We start from the raw sequence: 16,690 nt of genomic DNA, 5'->3' as shown, positions 1-16,690 counted from the left end.
GATGCGAGTGGAAGTGGAACTAAATGTAGGAGATCTCGTGACCAGGTATTCCTATGACGGTGATATTATATTCCGGATTACTTCCATTGATCAGAAAGGCGCAGAGCTTGCCGGTGAAGAACTGCGTCTGGCTGCAGATGCTCCGTTGGAAGACCTGAAAAAAGTGGATGAAAACGAACGGCGGTCCCATGAAAAAAATCTCCGCGAAAAAGAAGAACGAAGCTACCGCCTCTTCCGACAGGAAGCCCGTTTGATGAAAGAACGAAATGAACATGAGACATCCGAGGGGTATAAGGAAGACACCTCTTATTTTGAAATGCGGGGACGTGTTCTGCATCTGGACGGAGATGCCTACTACCTTGCGAAATGTACGACGTTGTATGAACGGCTGGGCATCCCGGTCTACGGAGTCCATATTCCGGAAAAAGAAATGCCGGAACAGATTGGTTCACTGATTGAAATGGTCCGTCCGGATATATTGGTCATAACAGGCCATGATGCGTTTGTTTCGTCCCGGGGGGCAGAAAATGACATAAAATCCTACAAACATTCCAAAGTTTTCGGGCGGACCGTACGGGAGGCACGGAAAATGGTTCCCCAGCTGGATCAGCTGATCATTTTTGCCGGAGCCTGCCAGTCGTATTTTGAATGGCTGATCAAAGCCGGATCCAATTTTGCGAGTGCTCCGGAAAGGGTGAACATTCATGCTCTGGATCCAGTGTATATTGCTGCCAAAATCAGTTTGACGCCGTTTATGGACCGCATCAGCGCCCTGCAGCTGATCCGGCATACGCTCACCGGTCAGGAGGGTCTGGGAGGACTGGAAACGAAAGGAGTGCTGCGGCGGGGTTCCCCGTGGAAAGAAGAAACCCGTGCCGTGTCCAGAACAGGGAAAAACTAAACAGTATGTGACCGGATGCCATTCCGGTCCTTTTATCAAATGCATAATATGGAAATTTCGGCATAAACTTATACAGGAAATGTTTTCTTCAGGCAAAAACGTTTGACAAACAAGCATCTGAGTTGATAACATATTACGTTTGCTTGACAGAAAGGGGAGGAGTTGTTACAATAATAAATAGTGAGGTGGGTCTGTAACGATGGGAAAAACATTGATCGAAATTAAAGAATCACTGGATGCCAATGTAGGGAAAAAGATCACGATCACAGCCAATGGCGGCCGAAAAAAAACGATTGAGCGTTCCGGTCTGCTGGAAGAAACATATCCGTCGGTGTTTATTGTGAAACTGGACAAGGACAAGCATTCGGTGGAGAGGATTTCGTACAGTTATACGGACGTACTCACCAAAAGCATCCAGCTGACGATGCTTGGTGAAGAGGAAATGCAAGCCTGAAAAACTTGACGTTAAAGAATTGGGATAAAGTGGCTTTCTGCGTACAGGCGGAAGGCTATATTTATGCTTGATGCTGCACATACTAAACCATGCCTGCAGGGTTGCTTTTTATTTCAGCGGTGAAGGAGATGGGTGAGATGAGCCGGAGACGCGGTATCATGTCGGATCAGCTGAAAACTGAAATTGCACAGGAACTTGGGTTTTATGATACAGTCCAGCGTGAAGGCTGGGGCGGTATTAAATCGCGGGACGCCGGGAATATGGTGAAGCAAGCTGTACAGATGGCGGAAAAGAACATGCAGGATTCAACCCGTCAATAACCCGCAGGCACGAGGGAAAGCTCCGGGGAAAACCCCCGGAGCTTTCTTATATCTTTAATGTATCTTCGAGAGTTCAAGCTGTACACATGTTGTTTTTTAAACTAAAATGTACAGAGGTATGAACGTGAAACCTGAATGTGGTGCGGCACCGAAGAGAAGGGGAAGTGAAAGGTGAAACGATCAGTTAAAGCTCCTGCCAAAATCAATTTAAGCCTGGATGTATTGGGGAAGCGGGAGGACGGCTACCATGAAGTGAAAATGGTCATGACCCAGGTGGACTTATCCGACCGGCTTGATCTGGAATGGCGGAAGGACGGCGTTATTAAGGTGGAAATGTCGGAAGGTTTTCTGCCGGCAGACTCGCGTAACCTTGCCTATCAGGCAGCTGCCCTGCTGAAAGAGCGTTTTGACATAAAGATGGGAGTATCTATATACATATACAAAAATATTCCGGTGGCCGCCGGCTTAGCTGGAGGAAGCAGTGATGCAGCAGCGGCACTGCGGGGGCTGAATGAAATCTGGGGGCTTGGTCTTTCTCTGGAAGAACTGGCGGCTCTTGGCTCAGCACTGGGTTCGGATGTGCCGTTTTGTGTATACGGGGGAACGGCCCTTGCCACCGGCCGGGGGGAATGCATTGAAATGATTCCCGATCCCCCTTCCTGCTGGGTAGTGCTGGCAAAACCCCCCATCGGCGTTTCCACAGGGGAGATCTATAAACAAATGCGGACGGCAGATTTCGGCAGCACTTCTTCTGAAACAATGACCGCTGCCCTCCATGATTTCAGTTACGGCGATATATGCCGTTCTCTGCACAATGCGTTGGAGCAGGTAACGCTGCCGATGCACCCTGAAATCAGGCAGATCAAGGAGCGGATGAGAGCATCAGGTGTTGATGCTGCATTGATGAGCGGGAGCGGTCCTACGGTATTCGGCCTCATCAAAAAAGAAGCCAAACTGCACAGGGTCTATAATGCTCTCCGGGGTTTCTGTGATCAGGTATATGCTGTACGGCTGCTCGGTGGGAAACAAGCTTGATAAAATCCGTATAAAAATGATATATTTCAATTATATTATTCGGATTTTATGGAGGTAATGATGAAAAAATTAAAACGGAGCGGCCGATTGGTGGATATGACCTATTATTTAATCCAGCATCCGCATCAACTGGTTTCCCTCAGTTATTTTTCCCAGCGGTATCAATCAGCAAAATCCTCCATCAGCGAAGATTTAACGATTGTGAAAGATATTTTTGAGTCGCAGGGATTCGGTTTTCTACTTACCATTCCTGGTGCAGGCGGCGGGGTGAAGTATGTGCCGGCGGTTTCACCTGAGGAAGGGACGGAGCTGGTCGAAGCGCTCTGCACCAAGCTGGAAGATAAAGAACGTCTGCTCCCCGGCGGTTATCTGTATATGATGGATATACTCGGAAATCCGCAGCTTATGAATAACATCGGCCGGATGTTTGCATCGGTGTATGCCGACCAGCAGATTGATGCGGTGATGACAGTCGCCATGAAAGGAATCCCGCTCGCCTATTCGATCGGTTCGTATCTGGATGTACCTGTAAGTATTGTCCGGCGGGACCACCGGGTCACGGAAGGCTCCATGGTAAGCATCAATTATGTATCCGGCTCGGCGAAACGCATCCAGACGATGTCTCTGGCCAGAAGAAGCCTTCAGGAAGGCGCCAATGTGCTGATTGTAGATGATTTCATGAAAGCCGGAGGTACCGCGCGGGGCATGATGGATCTGCTTACCGAATTCAATGCCAATGTTGTCGGAATCGGCGTGCTGGTTGAGGCTGAAGATGTAGAAGAACGGCTCGTGGACGATTACATTTCGATTGCAAGGCTTGAAAAAGTAAATGAAAAAGAAAAGCAGGTGAAGGCAGTACCCGGCAGCTATCTTGATACACTGAAAGAGGTGAATTTGTAATGGAGACTATTTACACAGCCAAAGCACCGGAAGCGGTAGGCCCGTATTCGCAGGGAATAACAGCGAATAATATATTTTACGGATCCGGACAGATCCCATTGACACCGGACGGTGAAATGGTCTCAGGCGGCCTGCGCGAACAGACGCATCAGATATTTGCGAATGTGCAGGCTGTTCTTGAGGAGGCCGGAGCTTCTCTGGACACCGTCATCAAAGCCTCTGTCTTTACGACCCGGATGGAAGACTTCGGTGTGATCAATGAAGTCTACGGGGAATATTTTCAGGATCATCAGCCGGCCCGATCCTGTGTAGGAGTCGCGGCACTGCCGAAAGGCGCCCTTGTTGAAATCGAAGTGACAGCGCTTGTAAAATAAAAGAACAACTATCTTCTCCCGCCGAAGGGCGGGTTTTTTCATGCCGAAGATGGAAAAAAAGAGCCTGCCGCCCTATTCTTTATAATATCGATTATAATTTTTTTCTTTCAAAAGGAGGAAAACCGTTCCTTTATGTTGAAAGGTATGGCAGAACTATTTTTATTTGGAAGAAGGTGGTGAAAGAATGCAGGTAACAGACGTAAGGCTCCGCCGGGTGAATACAGAGGGACGGATGCGTGCGATCGCCTCTATTACGATGGACGGCGAATTTGTCGTGCATGATATAAGGGTGATTGACGGCAATAACGGACTTTTCGTTGCCATGCCGAGCAAACGTACGCCGGACGGGGAATTCCGGGACATCGCCCATCCGATTTCCTCCCATACCCGGGAAAAGATTCAGACAGCTGTTCTGGGGGAGTATGAGCGCCAGGGAGAGTTTGAAAAGCCGGAATATGAAGAAGCCGGTGCTTCCTGACAAGCGCAGCAGATTCTTCTGTATCGTTACAGCTATTATACTTATGTGTTATCAGGCGGATACCGCGCAGCCAGCGGCCGCCTGATTTTTGTGTTGCTGCATCATGAATAATATTCCATTGGAACAGGCAGGGTTGAATGTAGTGACTTTCCTTGAAATGTGAAGGGTTTTAGGATATATTCGTAAGGGAAAAACGGTAAGTTGGAGGCTGAGTAATGAACAATCGTTATGCGGTAATTCTTGCCGCCGGCCAGGGGAAACGAATGAAATCCGACTTGTATAAAGTACTTCATCCTGTATGCGGAAAACCCATGGTTGAGCACGTGGTCAACGAAGTGGCCGCAGCGGGACTGGATGATATTGTGACCATTATAGGGCATGGTGCCGAAGCGGTGAAAGAGCATATCGGTGATCGTGTTTCTTATGTGCTGCAGGAAGAGCAGCTGGGAACCGGGCACGCTGTAATGCAGGCTGAGGATCTGTTGAAAGATAAAGAAGGAGTGACGGTTGTTCTCTGCGGAGACACCCCGCTAATTCGTGCGGAGACGATGGAGTCTTTAATAAGCCATCATGAACAGACACAAGCTAAGGCTTCCGTCCTTACTGCTCATGCGCATGATCCCTCCGGCTACGGCCGCGTGATCCGAAACGATGATGGACAGGTGCTGCGCATCGTGGAAGATAAAGATGCGGATGGTGAGGAGCAGAAAGTACAGGAAATCAATACCGGCACGTACTGTTTTGACAACAAACTGCTTTTTGAAGCACTTCATGCAGTGGGAAATGACAACGTTCAGGGAGAATATTATCTTCCTGATGTGCTGGAAATATTGAAGAAACGGGGAGAAGTATTATCGGCTTGGCAGACTGCTGATTTTTCTGAAACGATCGGGGTCAATGACCGGGCCGCGCTGGCAGAAGCCGAGAAAGCCATGAGAAAACGGATCAATACGTACTGGCTGAAAGAAGGGGTAACAATCATTGACCCCGATCAAACTTATATCTCTCCGGACGCTGTGATAGGACCGGACACCGTACTGCACCCGGGAACCATTCTGAACGGAGCAGTGGAAATCGAAAGCGGATGCGAAATAGGCCCGTTTTCGGAGATCACCTCGAGCCGGATCGGTACCGGCTCTGTCATCCGTCAGTCGGTGGTGGCGGACAGCAGCATCGGCCGCAGCGTGAAAATCGGCCCGTATGCCCATATCCGTCCGGAATCAGAGCTGGACGATGATGTGAAAATCGGCAATTTTGTCGAAGTGAAGAAATCTTCTCTTGGAAACGGGAGCAAAGCATCCCACTTAAGTTATGTAGGAGATGCGGATATCGGCGAACGGGTAAATCTGGGGTGCGGCTCTATTACGGTCAACTATGACGGTACGTCGAAATTTTTAACGACGATTGAAGACGACGTGTTTGTAGGGTGCAACGCCAATCTGGTCGCTCCGGTGAAAGTGGAAAAAGGATCCTATGTTGCTGCCGGATCTACGATAACAGAAGACGTGCCGGAACAATCCCTGTCGATTGCGCGGTCCAGACAGACGAACAAAGAAGGATACGTAAAAAATAAAAAGTAAGGCTTTCATCATTACATTTACGGAGGGAATATTTCATGCCAATTTATGACGATCCTTATCTGAAGGTGTTCACCCTGAATTCAAACCCGGAATTGACGAAGGAAGTAACCGATCAGATCGGGGTTGAGATGGGGAAGAGTTCCATCAAAAGGTTCAGCGACGGTGAAATACAGGTAAATATCGAAGAAAGCATCCGGGGCTGTGATGTTTTCCTTGTGCAGTCTACGTCGGATCCGGCCAATGAACATCTGATGGAGCTTCTAATCATGATTGATGCGATGAAACGCGCATCTGCGGCGACGATCAACGTTGTTATTCCATACTACGGCTATGCCCGTCAGGATCGTAAGGCCAGATCAAGAGAACCCATTACATCCAAGCTCGTTGCCAACCTGATGGAAACAGCCGGCGCTACCAGAGTCCTCAGCGTAGATCTGCACGCTTCGCAGATTCAGGGCTTTTTCGATATTCCGGTGGACCAGCTTCTCGGCGAGTCGATTTTGTCGAAACACTTTCAGGATAAAGGCGTGGAAGACACCGTTATTGTCTCTCCGGACCACGGCGGCGTCGTCCGGGCAAGAAAAATGGCGGACCGCATGAAGGCGCCGATTGCCATCATTGATAAACGCCGTCCGAGACCAAACGTTTCGGAAGTGATGAATATTATCGGAGAGGTTGAAGGCCGGACAGCGATTATTGTTGATGATATTATCGATACAGCCGGAACGGTGACCCTGGCCGCGGACGCCCTTCTGGAAAAAGGGGCAAAGGCGGTTTATGCCTGCAGTACGCATCCTGTATTGTCAGGCCCGGCGATAGAACGGATTGAAAATTCCAATATCGAGGAACTGGCCGTGACCAATACGATTGTTCTCCCGGAAGAGAAGCAGATCGATAAAATCACGCAGTTGTCGGTAGCGCCCCTGATTGCGGAAGCCATTATCCGCGTGCATGAACAGACATCGGTTAGTACGTTGTTTGAATAACCGGTTGAATACCGCAAACTATCTTGATATTCATCTGCTGAAATGGTATAATCCTTTCTCAGGTGGGTTTGAAAATAGATTCCCTAACAAGACAATAGAACGAGGTGAATAACAATGGCTACAGTATTAGAAGCCAATCCGCGGACGGATTTTAGAAAATCCGCATCCAAGCAGCTGCGTGCAGCTGGATACGTACCAGCCGTCCTGTATGGAAAAGATACGGAAAGTACTCCGGTTTCCGTTCCAAATATCACATTTATTAAAACAATGCGTGAAGTGGGACGTAACGGTATCATTGAATTGGACGTAGATGGAGAATCCGGTAAGCATAAGGTTATTGTACATGATATGCAGGTGGATCCCATCAAAGATTATCTTGTGCATATCGATTTCTTTGAAGTCGACCTGAAATCCGAAATGGAGGCAGAAGTAAGCGTCAATCTCGTCGGAGATGCACCGGGTGAAAAAGAAGGCGGCGTGCTTTCCCCGCTCCTCTACAACATAACCGTACGTGCCCTGCCGACAGATATTCCGGAAGAAATCACGGTGGATATTTCAGAACTGGGTATCGGAGATTCGATACAGATCGGCGACCTGACTGCCGGTAAAGCCTATGAATTCGTTACCGAAGCCGAAGAAACGGTTGTGACTGTCCAGACTCCAGACCAGGAGAAGCCGGAGGAAGAAGAGGCACAGGAGCCGGAGCTTGTTGGTGCTGAAGACGATGACCAGGCTGCCGGAGACGAGAAGAACGAATAATGATAAAGCAGTGTGAAAGGTATAGCCGTGGTGCGGTTATGCCTTTTTACTGTGTGAATATGAAAGAGGCAGAAAAGAGGGACGGCCGATGAAGGTTATTGCAGGTCTTGGCAATCCAGGCCGGAAATATGAAAAAACGCGGCATAATGTCGGTTTTCAGGCGGCTGACCGTCTGGCGGAAAGCCTGAATGTGTCCTGGAAAAAGGAAAAAAAGAGCCGGACGGCTGAAACGGTGATAGAAGGAGAAAAGATCACTCTCATAAAACCGCTTACGTATATGAATCTATCCGGGGAGGCGCTTCAGCCTTTCATGGATTTTTATCAAATCCCGCCGGAAAACCTTTTAGTCATCTATGATGATCTGGATTTGGAGCCGGGGGCGCTGCGTCTCCGCCTGAACGGAGGTCACGGTGGACATAACGGCCTGAAATCCATTTTTCATGATCTGGGAACAAAAGAATTTAAGCGGATGCGGATCGGCATCGGCCATCCTGATCCAGGCACCTCGGTGATCTCTCATGTTCTCGGCACGTTTACCCCGGAAGAAAAGAAGCAGATGCAGGAATCGATCCCGCTGGCGGCCAAAGCAGCAAAAGCATGGATATCCCATCCGTTTGCCGAAGTGATGAATCAGTATAACAGGAAAATTTAGCCGCTCGGAGTGGTATAGCTTTTTTTGTCCCGGCCATACTATAAAGCAGATACCTTTTTCAAAGGGGCTTTTCTTATGGCTATATGTTATTACTGCAGGCACTGTGGCACCGAGGTCGGAACGTTGGAGAATGAGGAACTGCTGGTGTCACCGAGGCTGGGACTGGACCAGCTGACGGATGAGGAGCAGCAGCAGACGATTCATTACGGGTCGGATGGCCACGTTCACGTGAGAGTCACGTGTGAACATTGTGAAGAAGCATTGCAGCAGAATCCTCACTTTCACGAACTCGACAGGTGGATTCAGTAAGTCTGCGTGCGGAAATAGGCAAAAAACAACGGGCCTGGTCTTTCGTAATTATGATGCGGGGAAAAAGACCAGCCCTTTTTCTTATTGAACGAAAAGATATGTTTTTCATTCCGTCCATTCATGGGATGATGGACGGAAAGAGACACGATGCGCGGTTGGTTTACGGCCGGGCCAGGGAATGAAGGAGGAACGAGTGTCATGAAGGGACTGCAGAATGCTCTGTCCGCCAATGACCACGTAAGAGCGGTTGTAGACGGTATTAAACATGGGATGAGTGAACAGCTGGCCGCAGGGTTGAGCGGCTCCGCCCGCTCCTTGTTCATGGCGTTGACGAAGGCGGAAGTGGACCGGCCCCAGCTTATTATTACCCATACATTACTTCAGGCTCAGAAGCTGTACGAGGATCTTATCGATTTGACGGACCACCCTGTCTATTTATATCCGGTCAATGAGCTGATAGCTTCTGAAATAGCAGCAGCGAGTCCGGAAATGAGGGCGCAGCGCATTGAAGTGCTGAATGAACTGATGAATGATTTCCAGGGCATTGTGATTGCCCCGACAGCTGGAGTAAGAAGACTGCTTCCGCCGGTCGATATCTGGCGGGATTCCCGGATTTCGGTGAAGACCGGGGAAGATATCGACCCCGATAATCTGCTTTCGAGGCTGTTATCTTTAGGATATCAACGGACGGATATGGTATCGGCTCCGGGAGAATTCAGCATGCGGGGCGGTATCATTGATATTTATCCGCTTACTGAAGAGCATCCGGTGCGGATTGAATTGTTTGATACCGAGGTGGATTCCCTCCGTTATTTTCAGGCGGAGGATCAACGCTCTCTGGATCATCTTCAGGGCATTACGATCGGGCCGGCCGAGGAAACGATTTTATATACGGAACAGTTTGAGAAAGCGGCCGAGCGGCTTGAACAGTCGCTTGCGGAAACATTGCAGCAGGTAAAGGATCAAGAGGTCAAAGAAAAGCTGCAGACCTATCTCGGGCATGAAAAAGAACAGCTCGAGGAACAGACCCGTTTTCAGGGCCTGTATAAGTACATGCAGTATTTTTACGACGAGCCGGTTACGCTGTTATCTTATTTTCCGGAGGAGACCGTGTTGTTTCTTGATGAGATCAGCAGAGTTCAGGACATGGCGGAAAGCCTGGACAAGGAAGAAGCCGAATGGTCTGCGGCTGTGCTGGAACAGGGACAGGCACCTGTGAATCTTTCGTTGTCGATCTCGTTTGAGCATCTGTTCAAGGGGAGAACGCAGCCGAAAGTTTATTTTTCTTTGTTTTTAAGAAATAATCCTTCCATTCATCCCCAGAATGTGGCCAACATTCAGTGTAAAGCCATGCAGCAGTTCCACGGGCAGATGCATGTCTTAAAGAATGAGATGGAGCGCTGGCAGAAAGACGGGTACACGGTTGTTTTTGCCGCAGCGGATGCAGAACGTGTCCAGAAACTCCAGAATGTGCTGTATGATTACGGAATGGAAGCGGATAAGGCCGATCCCGAAGGACCTTTCACGCCGGAAAGGCCTTCGATCATACAGGCCCAGCTCAACAGCGGCTTCGAACTGCCGATGGAAAAGACGGCCGTTATTACCGAGGAAGAGACATTTACGAAAAAAGTAAGCCGGCCGCAGCGTCGGCAGAAGCTCTCCAATGCAGAACGCATTAAAAGTTATTCCGAACTGAAAACCGGAGATCTCGTTGTTCATGTCAATCACGGTATCGGAAAATATCTCGGCATCGAAACACTGGAAGTCAACGGGGTGCATCAGGATTACCTCAACATTTCCTACCGTGGCAATGATAAATTATATGTCCCGGTGGAGCAGATCGATCTTGTGCAGAAGTATGTCGCCTCGGAGGAGAAAGAACCGAAAGTCCATGCGCTCGGGGGCACGGAATGGAAAAAAGTGAAGCGCAAAGTGGAATCTTCGGTCAAGGATATTGCTGATGACCTGATTAAGGTATATTCCGCCAGGGAAGCTTCGAAAGGGCATGCATTCGGCAATTATGAGGAAGAAGAGCAGGAATTTGCGGATACTTTTTCCTATCAGGAGACCGAAGATCAGCTGAAAGCGATTCGGGAAATCAAGGCGGACATGGAACGCGAACGTCCAATGGACCGGCTTCTCTGTGGTGATGTCGGCTACGGAAAAACAGAAGTCGCGATCCGTGCGGCTTTTAAGGCGATTCTGGACGGAAAGCAGGTCGCCATGCTTGTTCCTACTACGATTCTGGCTCAGCAGCATTTCGATACATTGACGGAACGTTTTGCCGACTACCCGATCAACATCGGCATGCTCAGCCGTTTTCGGACCAAAAAACAGCAGTCTGATACGATCAAGGGGCTGAAGACCGGGGGACTCGACATCGTTGTCGGCACCCACCGGGTATTGTCCAAAGATATTACCTTTAAAGACCTGGGGCTGCTCATCGTTGATGAAGAACAGCGTTTCGGAGTGACCCACAAAGAAAAAATCAAACAGTTAAAAGCCAATATTGATGTACTCACCCTGACTGCAACACCGATACCTCGTACGCTGCATATGTCGATGCTCGGCGTCCGCGATCTTTCTGTCATTGAGACCCCGCCTGAAAACCGTTTTCCGGTACAGACGTATGTGATGGATTACAATCCATCTCTCGTCAAGGAGGGAGTCCAGCGGGAATTGAGCCGGGGCGGACAGGTATATCTTCTCTATAACCGGGTGGATGATATCAGCAGAATGGCTGACCAGGTCTCGATGCTGGTTCCCGAGGCGGAGGTTGCCTACGCCCACGGGCAGATGAATGAACAGGAACTGGAATCCGTCATGATAGATTTTCTGGAAGGCAATAAGGATGTGCTCGTAACTACAACCATTATTGAAACGGGCGTCGACATACCGAATGTGAATACGTTGATTATCTATAATGCGGATAAAATGGGACTCTCCCAGCTTTATCAGATCCGGGGCAGGGTAGGACGCTCGAACCGGGTCGCCTACGCTTATTTCACTTATCAGCGGGATAAAATACTAACAGAAATTGCGGAAAAGCGGCTGCAGGCAATCAAAGAATTCACCGAGCTTGGTTCCGGCTTTAAAATAGCCATGCGTGACTTGTCCATCCGGGGGACGGGAAATCTTCTAGGTGCCGAACAGCACGGATTTATTGAATCGGTCGGCTTTGACCTATATTCCGAAATGCTGAAAGAAGCGATTGAAGAACAGAAGGGAGAAGCTCCGAAAGAAACGGAGCCGGAGATGGAAATGGATGTACGACTGGATGCTTATATTCCGGCGTCCTACATCGATGATTCCAAACAGAAGATTGAGATGTATAAACGGTTCAAGGGTCTCGAATCGCTGGAAGATCTGCGTGACCTTCAGGATGAAATGATCGACCGTTTCGGTGAGTATCCCCAGGAAACGGCGGACTTGTTTACCTTATCGAAAGTCAAACTGCTGGCGCAAGATAACGGAGTGGCCTCCATCACCCAGGAAGCCGGCAAAACCAACATTATGCTATCTGAGGAAGCCAGTAAGTCGACCGACGGCGCAGCGCTGTTTGAAGCTGTACACGAATTTGGACGAAACGTCGGGATCGGAGCGGAAGGCGAAAAGATTAAGCTGGCGGTACATCAGCATAAAATGTCGAACCGGCAGTTTCTTGACGTGATGGAGCGCCTGATGGCCAAACTTTCTGAGACGAAAAAAGAAGCCGAGGAGACAGCCTCTTCCTAAAAATGGGGGAGAAAAGCCCTCCTTTTTCAAAATCGGATGAATAGTTCTTTTCTGCTGGTGGATAATAAAGACAATACAGGAATCAGGCACAACGTTTTCCGTCTCTTGTCTAAAGACCCGGAATCGACACAGCCTTTATTATGTCTCTTATCCATCCCAGGAAAACCAACAGCAGAAAGGGAGGCAGCTCCAATTGATGAAAGCAACTGGAATCGTTCGACGTATTGACGACTTGGGAAGAGTAGTTATTCCAAAGGAAATCCGACGTACCCTCCGCATCCGGGAGGGCGACCCGCTCGAGATCTTTGTCGACCGGGACGGAGAAGTCATCCTGAAAAAATACTCGCCCATTTCCGAGCTGGGTGACTTTGCCAGGGAATACGCAGAGGCCTTATATGATACCCTCCATCACCCTGTACTGGTCGCCGACCGTGACACGTATATCGCTGTATCAGGCGGCGTAAAAAAAGACTATGCTAATAAGAGTATCGGCCGGGTGGTGGAGGATGCCATCTCGGAACGAAAAACGAAGGTGACATCGAGTAAAGGCGATTATAATCTCGTCAGTGATCATGAAGAGACGATGAAAGGGTATGCGGTTGCCCCGATTATTGCAAACGGGGATCCCATCGGCGCTGTTGTCATGATTGCCAAGGAAGATAAAGTAGATGAAGCGATTTCCGCCAAACTGCTCGAAACCGCTTCCGGATTCCTGGCCAGGCAGATGGAACAGTAAAACCGTATCTCGTTTTTGAAAGAAGGAACCTCCATGAAGGAAGGGGTTCCTTCTTTTTGTTTATTTTATGGTACACTTGGGGATCGAGGAAGGAAGATGAGTATGGCTGGTACGGGCAGGAATAACAGCAGATGGTGGAAAGGCGCAATGCTTGTGACGGCGGCTGCCTTTATTGGAAAAGTGTTGAGTGCTTTATACCGGGTGCCGTATCAGAATATGGCTGGTGATCAGGGGCTGTACGTTTATCAGCAGGTGTATCCGCTGCTTGGTACGGCAATGATCCTGGCCATGTACGGGTTTCCGGTGGCCCTGTCCGGCCTGATGATAGAACGTGGAGCGGATAAAACGTGGAAAGAAGCGGATACGACGGCGTATGCAGCCTTTATGGTGCTACTGCTGGTTCACGGTCTGGTTTTTGGGCTGCTTCTTTTTTCGGCGCCGGTTATTGCCGGGTGGATGGGGGACCCGGCCCTGGCAGACATTCTCCGGCTGGCGGGAGGGGTGCTGTTACTGGTCCCTTTTATATCAACAGTTCGTGGCTATTATCAGGGCCTGGGAAATATGCACCCTGCTGCTGTCTCCCATCTGGCTGAACAGGTCATCCGGTCTGCCGGGATAATAGGAGGTACTGCCATTGTTGTTTGGTTCGGATTCGGTCCCTATGCCGCCGGAAAAGCCGCCGCTGCCGCATCCGTGCTGGGGGCTGCAGTATGCGCCGGATATCTTGTGTTTGTCTGGACCCGCCGAGGTGCTCCTTTTTCGGTGTCCGTCGTCGATGTCTTCCGCCGTATCAAAGAAATCCGGGCGGCAGTTCTGCTCCGTGGACTGCCGGCGGCGTCGGGCGCGATGATTTTTCTGTTGTACCAATGGATTGATGCGTTTACTGTTGTACGAATTCTGACCGAAAGTGGAACAGAACCCGGTTACGCAAAAAGCCTGAAAGGTATGTTTGACCGGGGCCAGCCGCTGCTGCAATTTGGTACTGTTCTCGCAACATCGGCTGCCATGACGGTGGTTCCGTTGATTCAGAAAGAGAAACAGACAGGCAGAGAAGAGGCTGCCGGGCACTATGCCGGCCTGACGCTCCGTCTTGTTCTATTTCTTGGAAGCGCGGCGGCAGCTGGTTTAATAATGACCGCAGAACCTGTCAACGTCATGCTGTTTCAAAATGATTCCGGGACCGGGGCCCTCCGCGTACTGGCGGTGACGCTGTTGTTCAGCGGGGTAGTGATGATAACGTCAGCGGTGATGCAGGGACATCATTACTTCATCCGGCCGGTTCTTTTTTTGGGGATTGGAGCAGTGGTGAAAGCTGCAGGCAATATTGCGCTGCTTCCTCTATTTGGTATCCAGGGAGCAGCAGCATCTACGGTTCTTGGGATGGCGGTGACGGCAGGATGCGGTATCCTATGTATTGTCCGCCTGCGTGTGGTGAACGTCCCTGGAGGAAGATGGATGGGGAGGCTGGCTGCATCACTTGCGGCAATGGCCGTTCTTTTGGTTATGTTAGACTATGGGTATGAGTGGATATTTACGGAACGCACCCGCCCGGCAGCTGCGTGGCAGGCGCTGACTTCAGCGGCGGCTGGGGCCTCTCTGCAGGTGATACTAATGAAAAAATGGTCTCTGTTTACGAGGGAGGAACGGATGCTGCTTCCCGTTTTTCATCATCTGGACCACCGACCGCACCAGAAAGGAGATAAATTGTGACCACAGAACAACATACACATGCCAATTCCCCGGTTATACATATTACCGGCCTTGGCCCCGGGGATTTATCCGGGCTGTCTGTAGGTGTCTATAAAATGCTGACCCGCGCAGAGCGCCTGTATGTCCGGACGGAAAAGCATCCTGCCGCTGAAGAACTGAAACAGGAAGGTGTGTCATTTCACGGTTTTGATAACCTGTACGAACAACATGATACCTTCGAAGAAGTTTATGAAGCCATTGTCGATGAACTGCTCCGGGCTGCCGGACGGTATAAAGAGATTTACTACGCGGTCCCAGGCCATCCGATGACGGCTGAAACAACCGTTCAAATGCTCCTGGAAGAAGAAAAAAAGGGACATCTTCATGTTATTATCAAGGGCGGACAGAGTTTTCTGGATCCGATGTTCACCGCGTTGAACGTGGATCCGAATGACGGGTTTCAGCTGTTGGACGGTACCGCTCTGGATCCCGATGATATACGGATGAATCAGCATATTATCATCAGTCAGATTTATGATCAAATGAGTGCCTCCGATGTAAAATTAACGTTGATGGAAAAATACCCGGATGACTATGAGGTAACGTTGGTGACAGCAGCTGGAACAACATCGGAAACGATTCAACGGCTGCCGCTGTTTGAACTCGACCGGATGGCTGCTGTCGATAATCTGACCGCGCTGTATGTGCCTCCGGTGACAGATGAAACACTGATGTACCGGGAATTTTCAACTCTCCGCCGGGTCATTGCAGCGCTTCGGGCACCGGACGGCTGTCCCTGGGATAAAAAACAGACCCACGAGTCTCTGAAAAAATATCTGCTCGAAGAAGCTTATGAAGTGCTGGATGCCATCGACGAGCAGGATGAGGAACATCTGCAGGAAGAGCTCGGCGATGTGCTGCTTCAGGTGCTTCTCCATGCCCAAATCGGAGAGGAAGACGGCTATTTCACGATGGAAGATGTGACAGAGACATTAACGGAAAAAATGATCCGTCGTCACCCTCATGTATTCGGCGGGGAAACGGCAGAAACCGAGGATCAGGTAAACGCCGGCTGGGAAGCGGTGAAGCAGAAGGAAAAGGGAGGTGCTCCGCCCGAATCGCTGCTGGAAGGCATTCCGTCTTCCATGCCGGCGTTGATGCAGGCGTATGAACTCCAGAAAAAAGCGGGGAAGGCCGGCTTTGACTGGAACGATGACGCACCGATGTGGAAGAAGCTCCAGGAAGAACTAGCCGAATGGCTCTATGAAGTCAAATATGGCTCGGCCGAATCCATGAAAAAAGAATACGGTGATCTGCTGTTTGTTCTTGTGAATCTGGGCAGGTATCACCATCTGTATCCGGAAGAAGCGCTTCACATGACCAACCGTAAATTCAGGCAGCGTTTTGAGCATATTGAAGCATCGCTGTATCAGCAGGGGCGGCGGCCGGAAGATGCCACCCTGGAAGAAATGGACCGTTACTGGGAAGCGGCCAAAAACGCAGGAACAGGAGGAAACACGGATGAGAATCGATAAATTTTTAAAAGTGTCCCGTTTAATCAAAAGAAGAACCCTGGCCAAAGAAGTGGCATCACAGGGGAGAATCACGGTGAACGGCAATAAGGCAAAAGCGGGGACGGAAGTGGCGCAGGGAGATGAAATAACGATCCAGTTCGGCACCAAAGTCATTACGGTAAGAGTCGACGACATCCAGGACACCACGAAAAAAGAAGCTTCGGAATCCATGTATACGCTGCTGCGCGACGAACCACTCTCGTAAAAA

General features: G+C 49.8%; 17 protein-coding genes. All 17 read left to right on the top strand.

What is annotated here, in order from left to right:
* Positions 1-13: 13 nt before the first annotated feature.
* The 17 genes from yabG (at position 14) to ACW9JV_RS19105 (ending at position 16,687) form a co-directional block, all read left to right on the top strand.
* Positions 14-901 carry a sporulation peptidase YabG gene (gene yabG, locus ACW9JV_RS19185; protein WP_457337518.1) on the top strand — a complete coding sequence of 296 codons (888 nt, stop codon included), beginning with the start codon at positions 14-16 and terminating at the stop codon, positions 899-901.
* 199 nt (positions 902-1,100) lie between these two features.
* Entirely contained in the window at positions 1,101-1,355 is a 255-nt protein-coding gene (locus tag ACW9JV_RS19180) for a Veg family protein (RefSeq protein WP_457337482.1), read from the top strand.
* Between the two features lie 137 nt (positions 1,356-1,492).
* Positions 1,493-1,675, top strand: a complete 183-nt coding sequence (locus ACW9JV_RS19175) for a small, acid-soluble spore protein, alpha/beta type (protein ID WP_457337480.1) — start codon at positions 1,493-1,495, stop codon at positions 1,673-1,675.
* A 171-nt stretch (positions 1,676-1,846) separates the two neighbouring features.
* Positions 1,847-2,710, top strand: coding sequence for a 4-(cytidine 5'-diphospho)-2-C-methyl-D-erythritol kinase (gene ispE, locus ACW9JV_RS19170; protein WP_457337478.1), 864 nt, complete (start codon positions 1,847-1,849; stop codon positions 2,708-2,710).
* A 60-nt stretch (positions 2,711-2,770) separates the two neighbouring features.
* Complete coding sequence (gene purR / locus ACW9JV_RS19165) at positions 2,771-3,610, top strand: pur operon repressor (RefSeq protein ID WP_457337476.1); 840 nt, start codon at positions 2,771-2,773, stop codon at positions 3,608-3,610.
* Positions 3,610-3,984, top strand: coding sequence for a RidA family protein (locus ACW9JV_RS19160; protein ID WP_457337474.1), 375 nt, complete (start codon positions 3,610-3,612; stop codon positions 3,982-3,984). Before purR ends, ACW9JV_RS19160 begins: the two co-directional genes overlap by 1 nt.
* Before the next feature lie 184 nt (positions 3,985-4,168).
* On the top strand, positions 4,169-4,462 hold the full coding sequence (spoVG, locus tag ACW9JV_RS19155; protein ID WP_090928736.1) for a septation regulator SpoVG: 294 nt from the start codon (positions 4,169-4,171) through the stop codon (positions 4,460-4,462).
* Positions 4,463-4,677: 215 nt separating this feature from the next.
* A complete protein-coding gene (glmU, locus tag ACW9JV_RS19150; protein ID WP_457337471.1) occupies positions 4,678-6,042 on the top strand; it encodes a bifunctional UDP-N-acetylglucosamine diphosphorylase/glucosamine-1-phosphate N-acetyltransferase GlmU in 1,365 nt (454 codons plus the stop codon).
* Positions 6,043-6,077: 35 nt separating this feature from the next.
* Complete coding sequence (locus ACW9JV_RS19145; protein WP_457337469.1) at positions 6,078-7,028, top strand: ribose-phosphate diphosphokinase; 951 nt, start codon at positions 6,078-6,080, stop codon at positions 7,026-7,028.
* Positions 7,029-7,142: 114 nt separating this feature from the next.
* Positions 7,143-7,787, top strand: coding sequence for a 50S ribosomal protein L25/general stress protein Ctc (locus tag ACW9JV_RS19140; protein ID WP_457337467.1), 645 nt, complete (start codon positions 7,143-7,145; stop codon positions 7,785-7,787).
* Positions 7,788-7,875: 88 nt separating this feature from the next.
* A complete protein-coding gene (pth, locus tag ACW9JV_RS19135; protein ID WP_457337465.1) occupies positions 7,876-8,439 on the top strand; it encodes an aminoacyl-tRNA hydrolase in 564 nt (187 codons plus the stop codon).
* 75 nt (positions 8,440-8,514) lie between these two features.
* Positions 8,515-8,748 carry an anti-sigma-F factor Fin gene (locus tag ACW9JV_RS19130; protein ID WP_457337463.1) on the top strand — a complete coding sequence of 78 codons (234 nt, stop codon included), beginning with the start codon at positions 8,515-8,517 and terminating at the stop codon, positions 8,746-8,748.
* Positions 8,749-8,946: 198 nt separating this feature from the next.
* Positions 8,947-12,483, top strand: coding sequence for a transcription-repair coupling factor (gene mfd / locus ACW9JV_RS19125; RefSeq protein WP_457337461.1), 3,537 nt, complete (start codon positions 8,947-8,949; stop codon positions 12,481-12,483).
* Positions 12,484-12,679: 196 nt separating this feature from the next.
* Positions 12,680-13,219, top strand: coding sequence for a stage V sporulation protein T (gene spoVT / locus ACW9JV_RS19120; RefSeq protein ID WP_457337516.1), 540 nt, complete (start codon positions 12,680-12,682; stop codon positions 13,217-13,219).
* A gap of 96 nt (positions 13,220-13,315) precedes the next feature.
* Positions 13,316-14,929 carry a putative polysaccharide biosynthesis protein gene (locus ACW9JV_RS19115; RefSeq protein ID WP_457337459.1) on the top strand — a complete coding sequence of 538 codons (1,614 nt, stop codon included), beginning with the start codon at positions 13,316-13,318 and terminating at the stop codon, positions 14,927-14,929.
* Positions 14,926-16,443, top strand: a complete 1,518-nt coding sequence (gene yabN, locus ACW9JV_RS19110) for a bifunctional methyltransferase/pyrophosphohydrolase YabN (protein WP_457337457.1) — start codon at positions 14,926-14,928, stop codon at positions 16,441-16,443. The genes ACW9JV_RS19115 and yabN overlap by 4 nt, the downstream gene beginning before the upstream one ends.
* Positions 16,430-16,687, top strand: coding sequence for an RNA-binding S4 domain-containing protein (locus tag ACW9JV_RS19105; RefSeq protein ID WP_457337455.1), 258 nt, complete (start codon positions 16,430-16,432; stop codon positions 16,685-16,687). The genes yabN and ACW9JV_RS19105 overlap by 14 nt, the downstream gene beginning before the upstream one ends.
* The last annotated feature ends 3 nt before the right edge of the window (positions 16,688-16,690 follow it).

The organism is Salibacterium sp. K-3, assembly GCF_054052005.1.
This window is presented reverse-complemented; position numbering and strand designations above follow the sequence as displayed.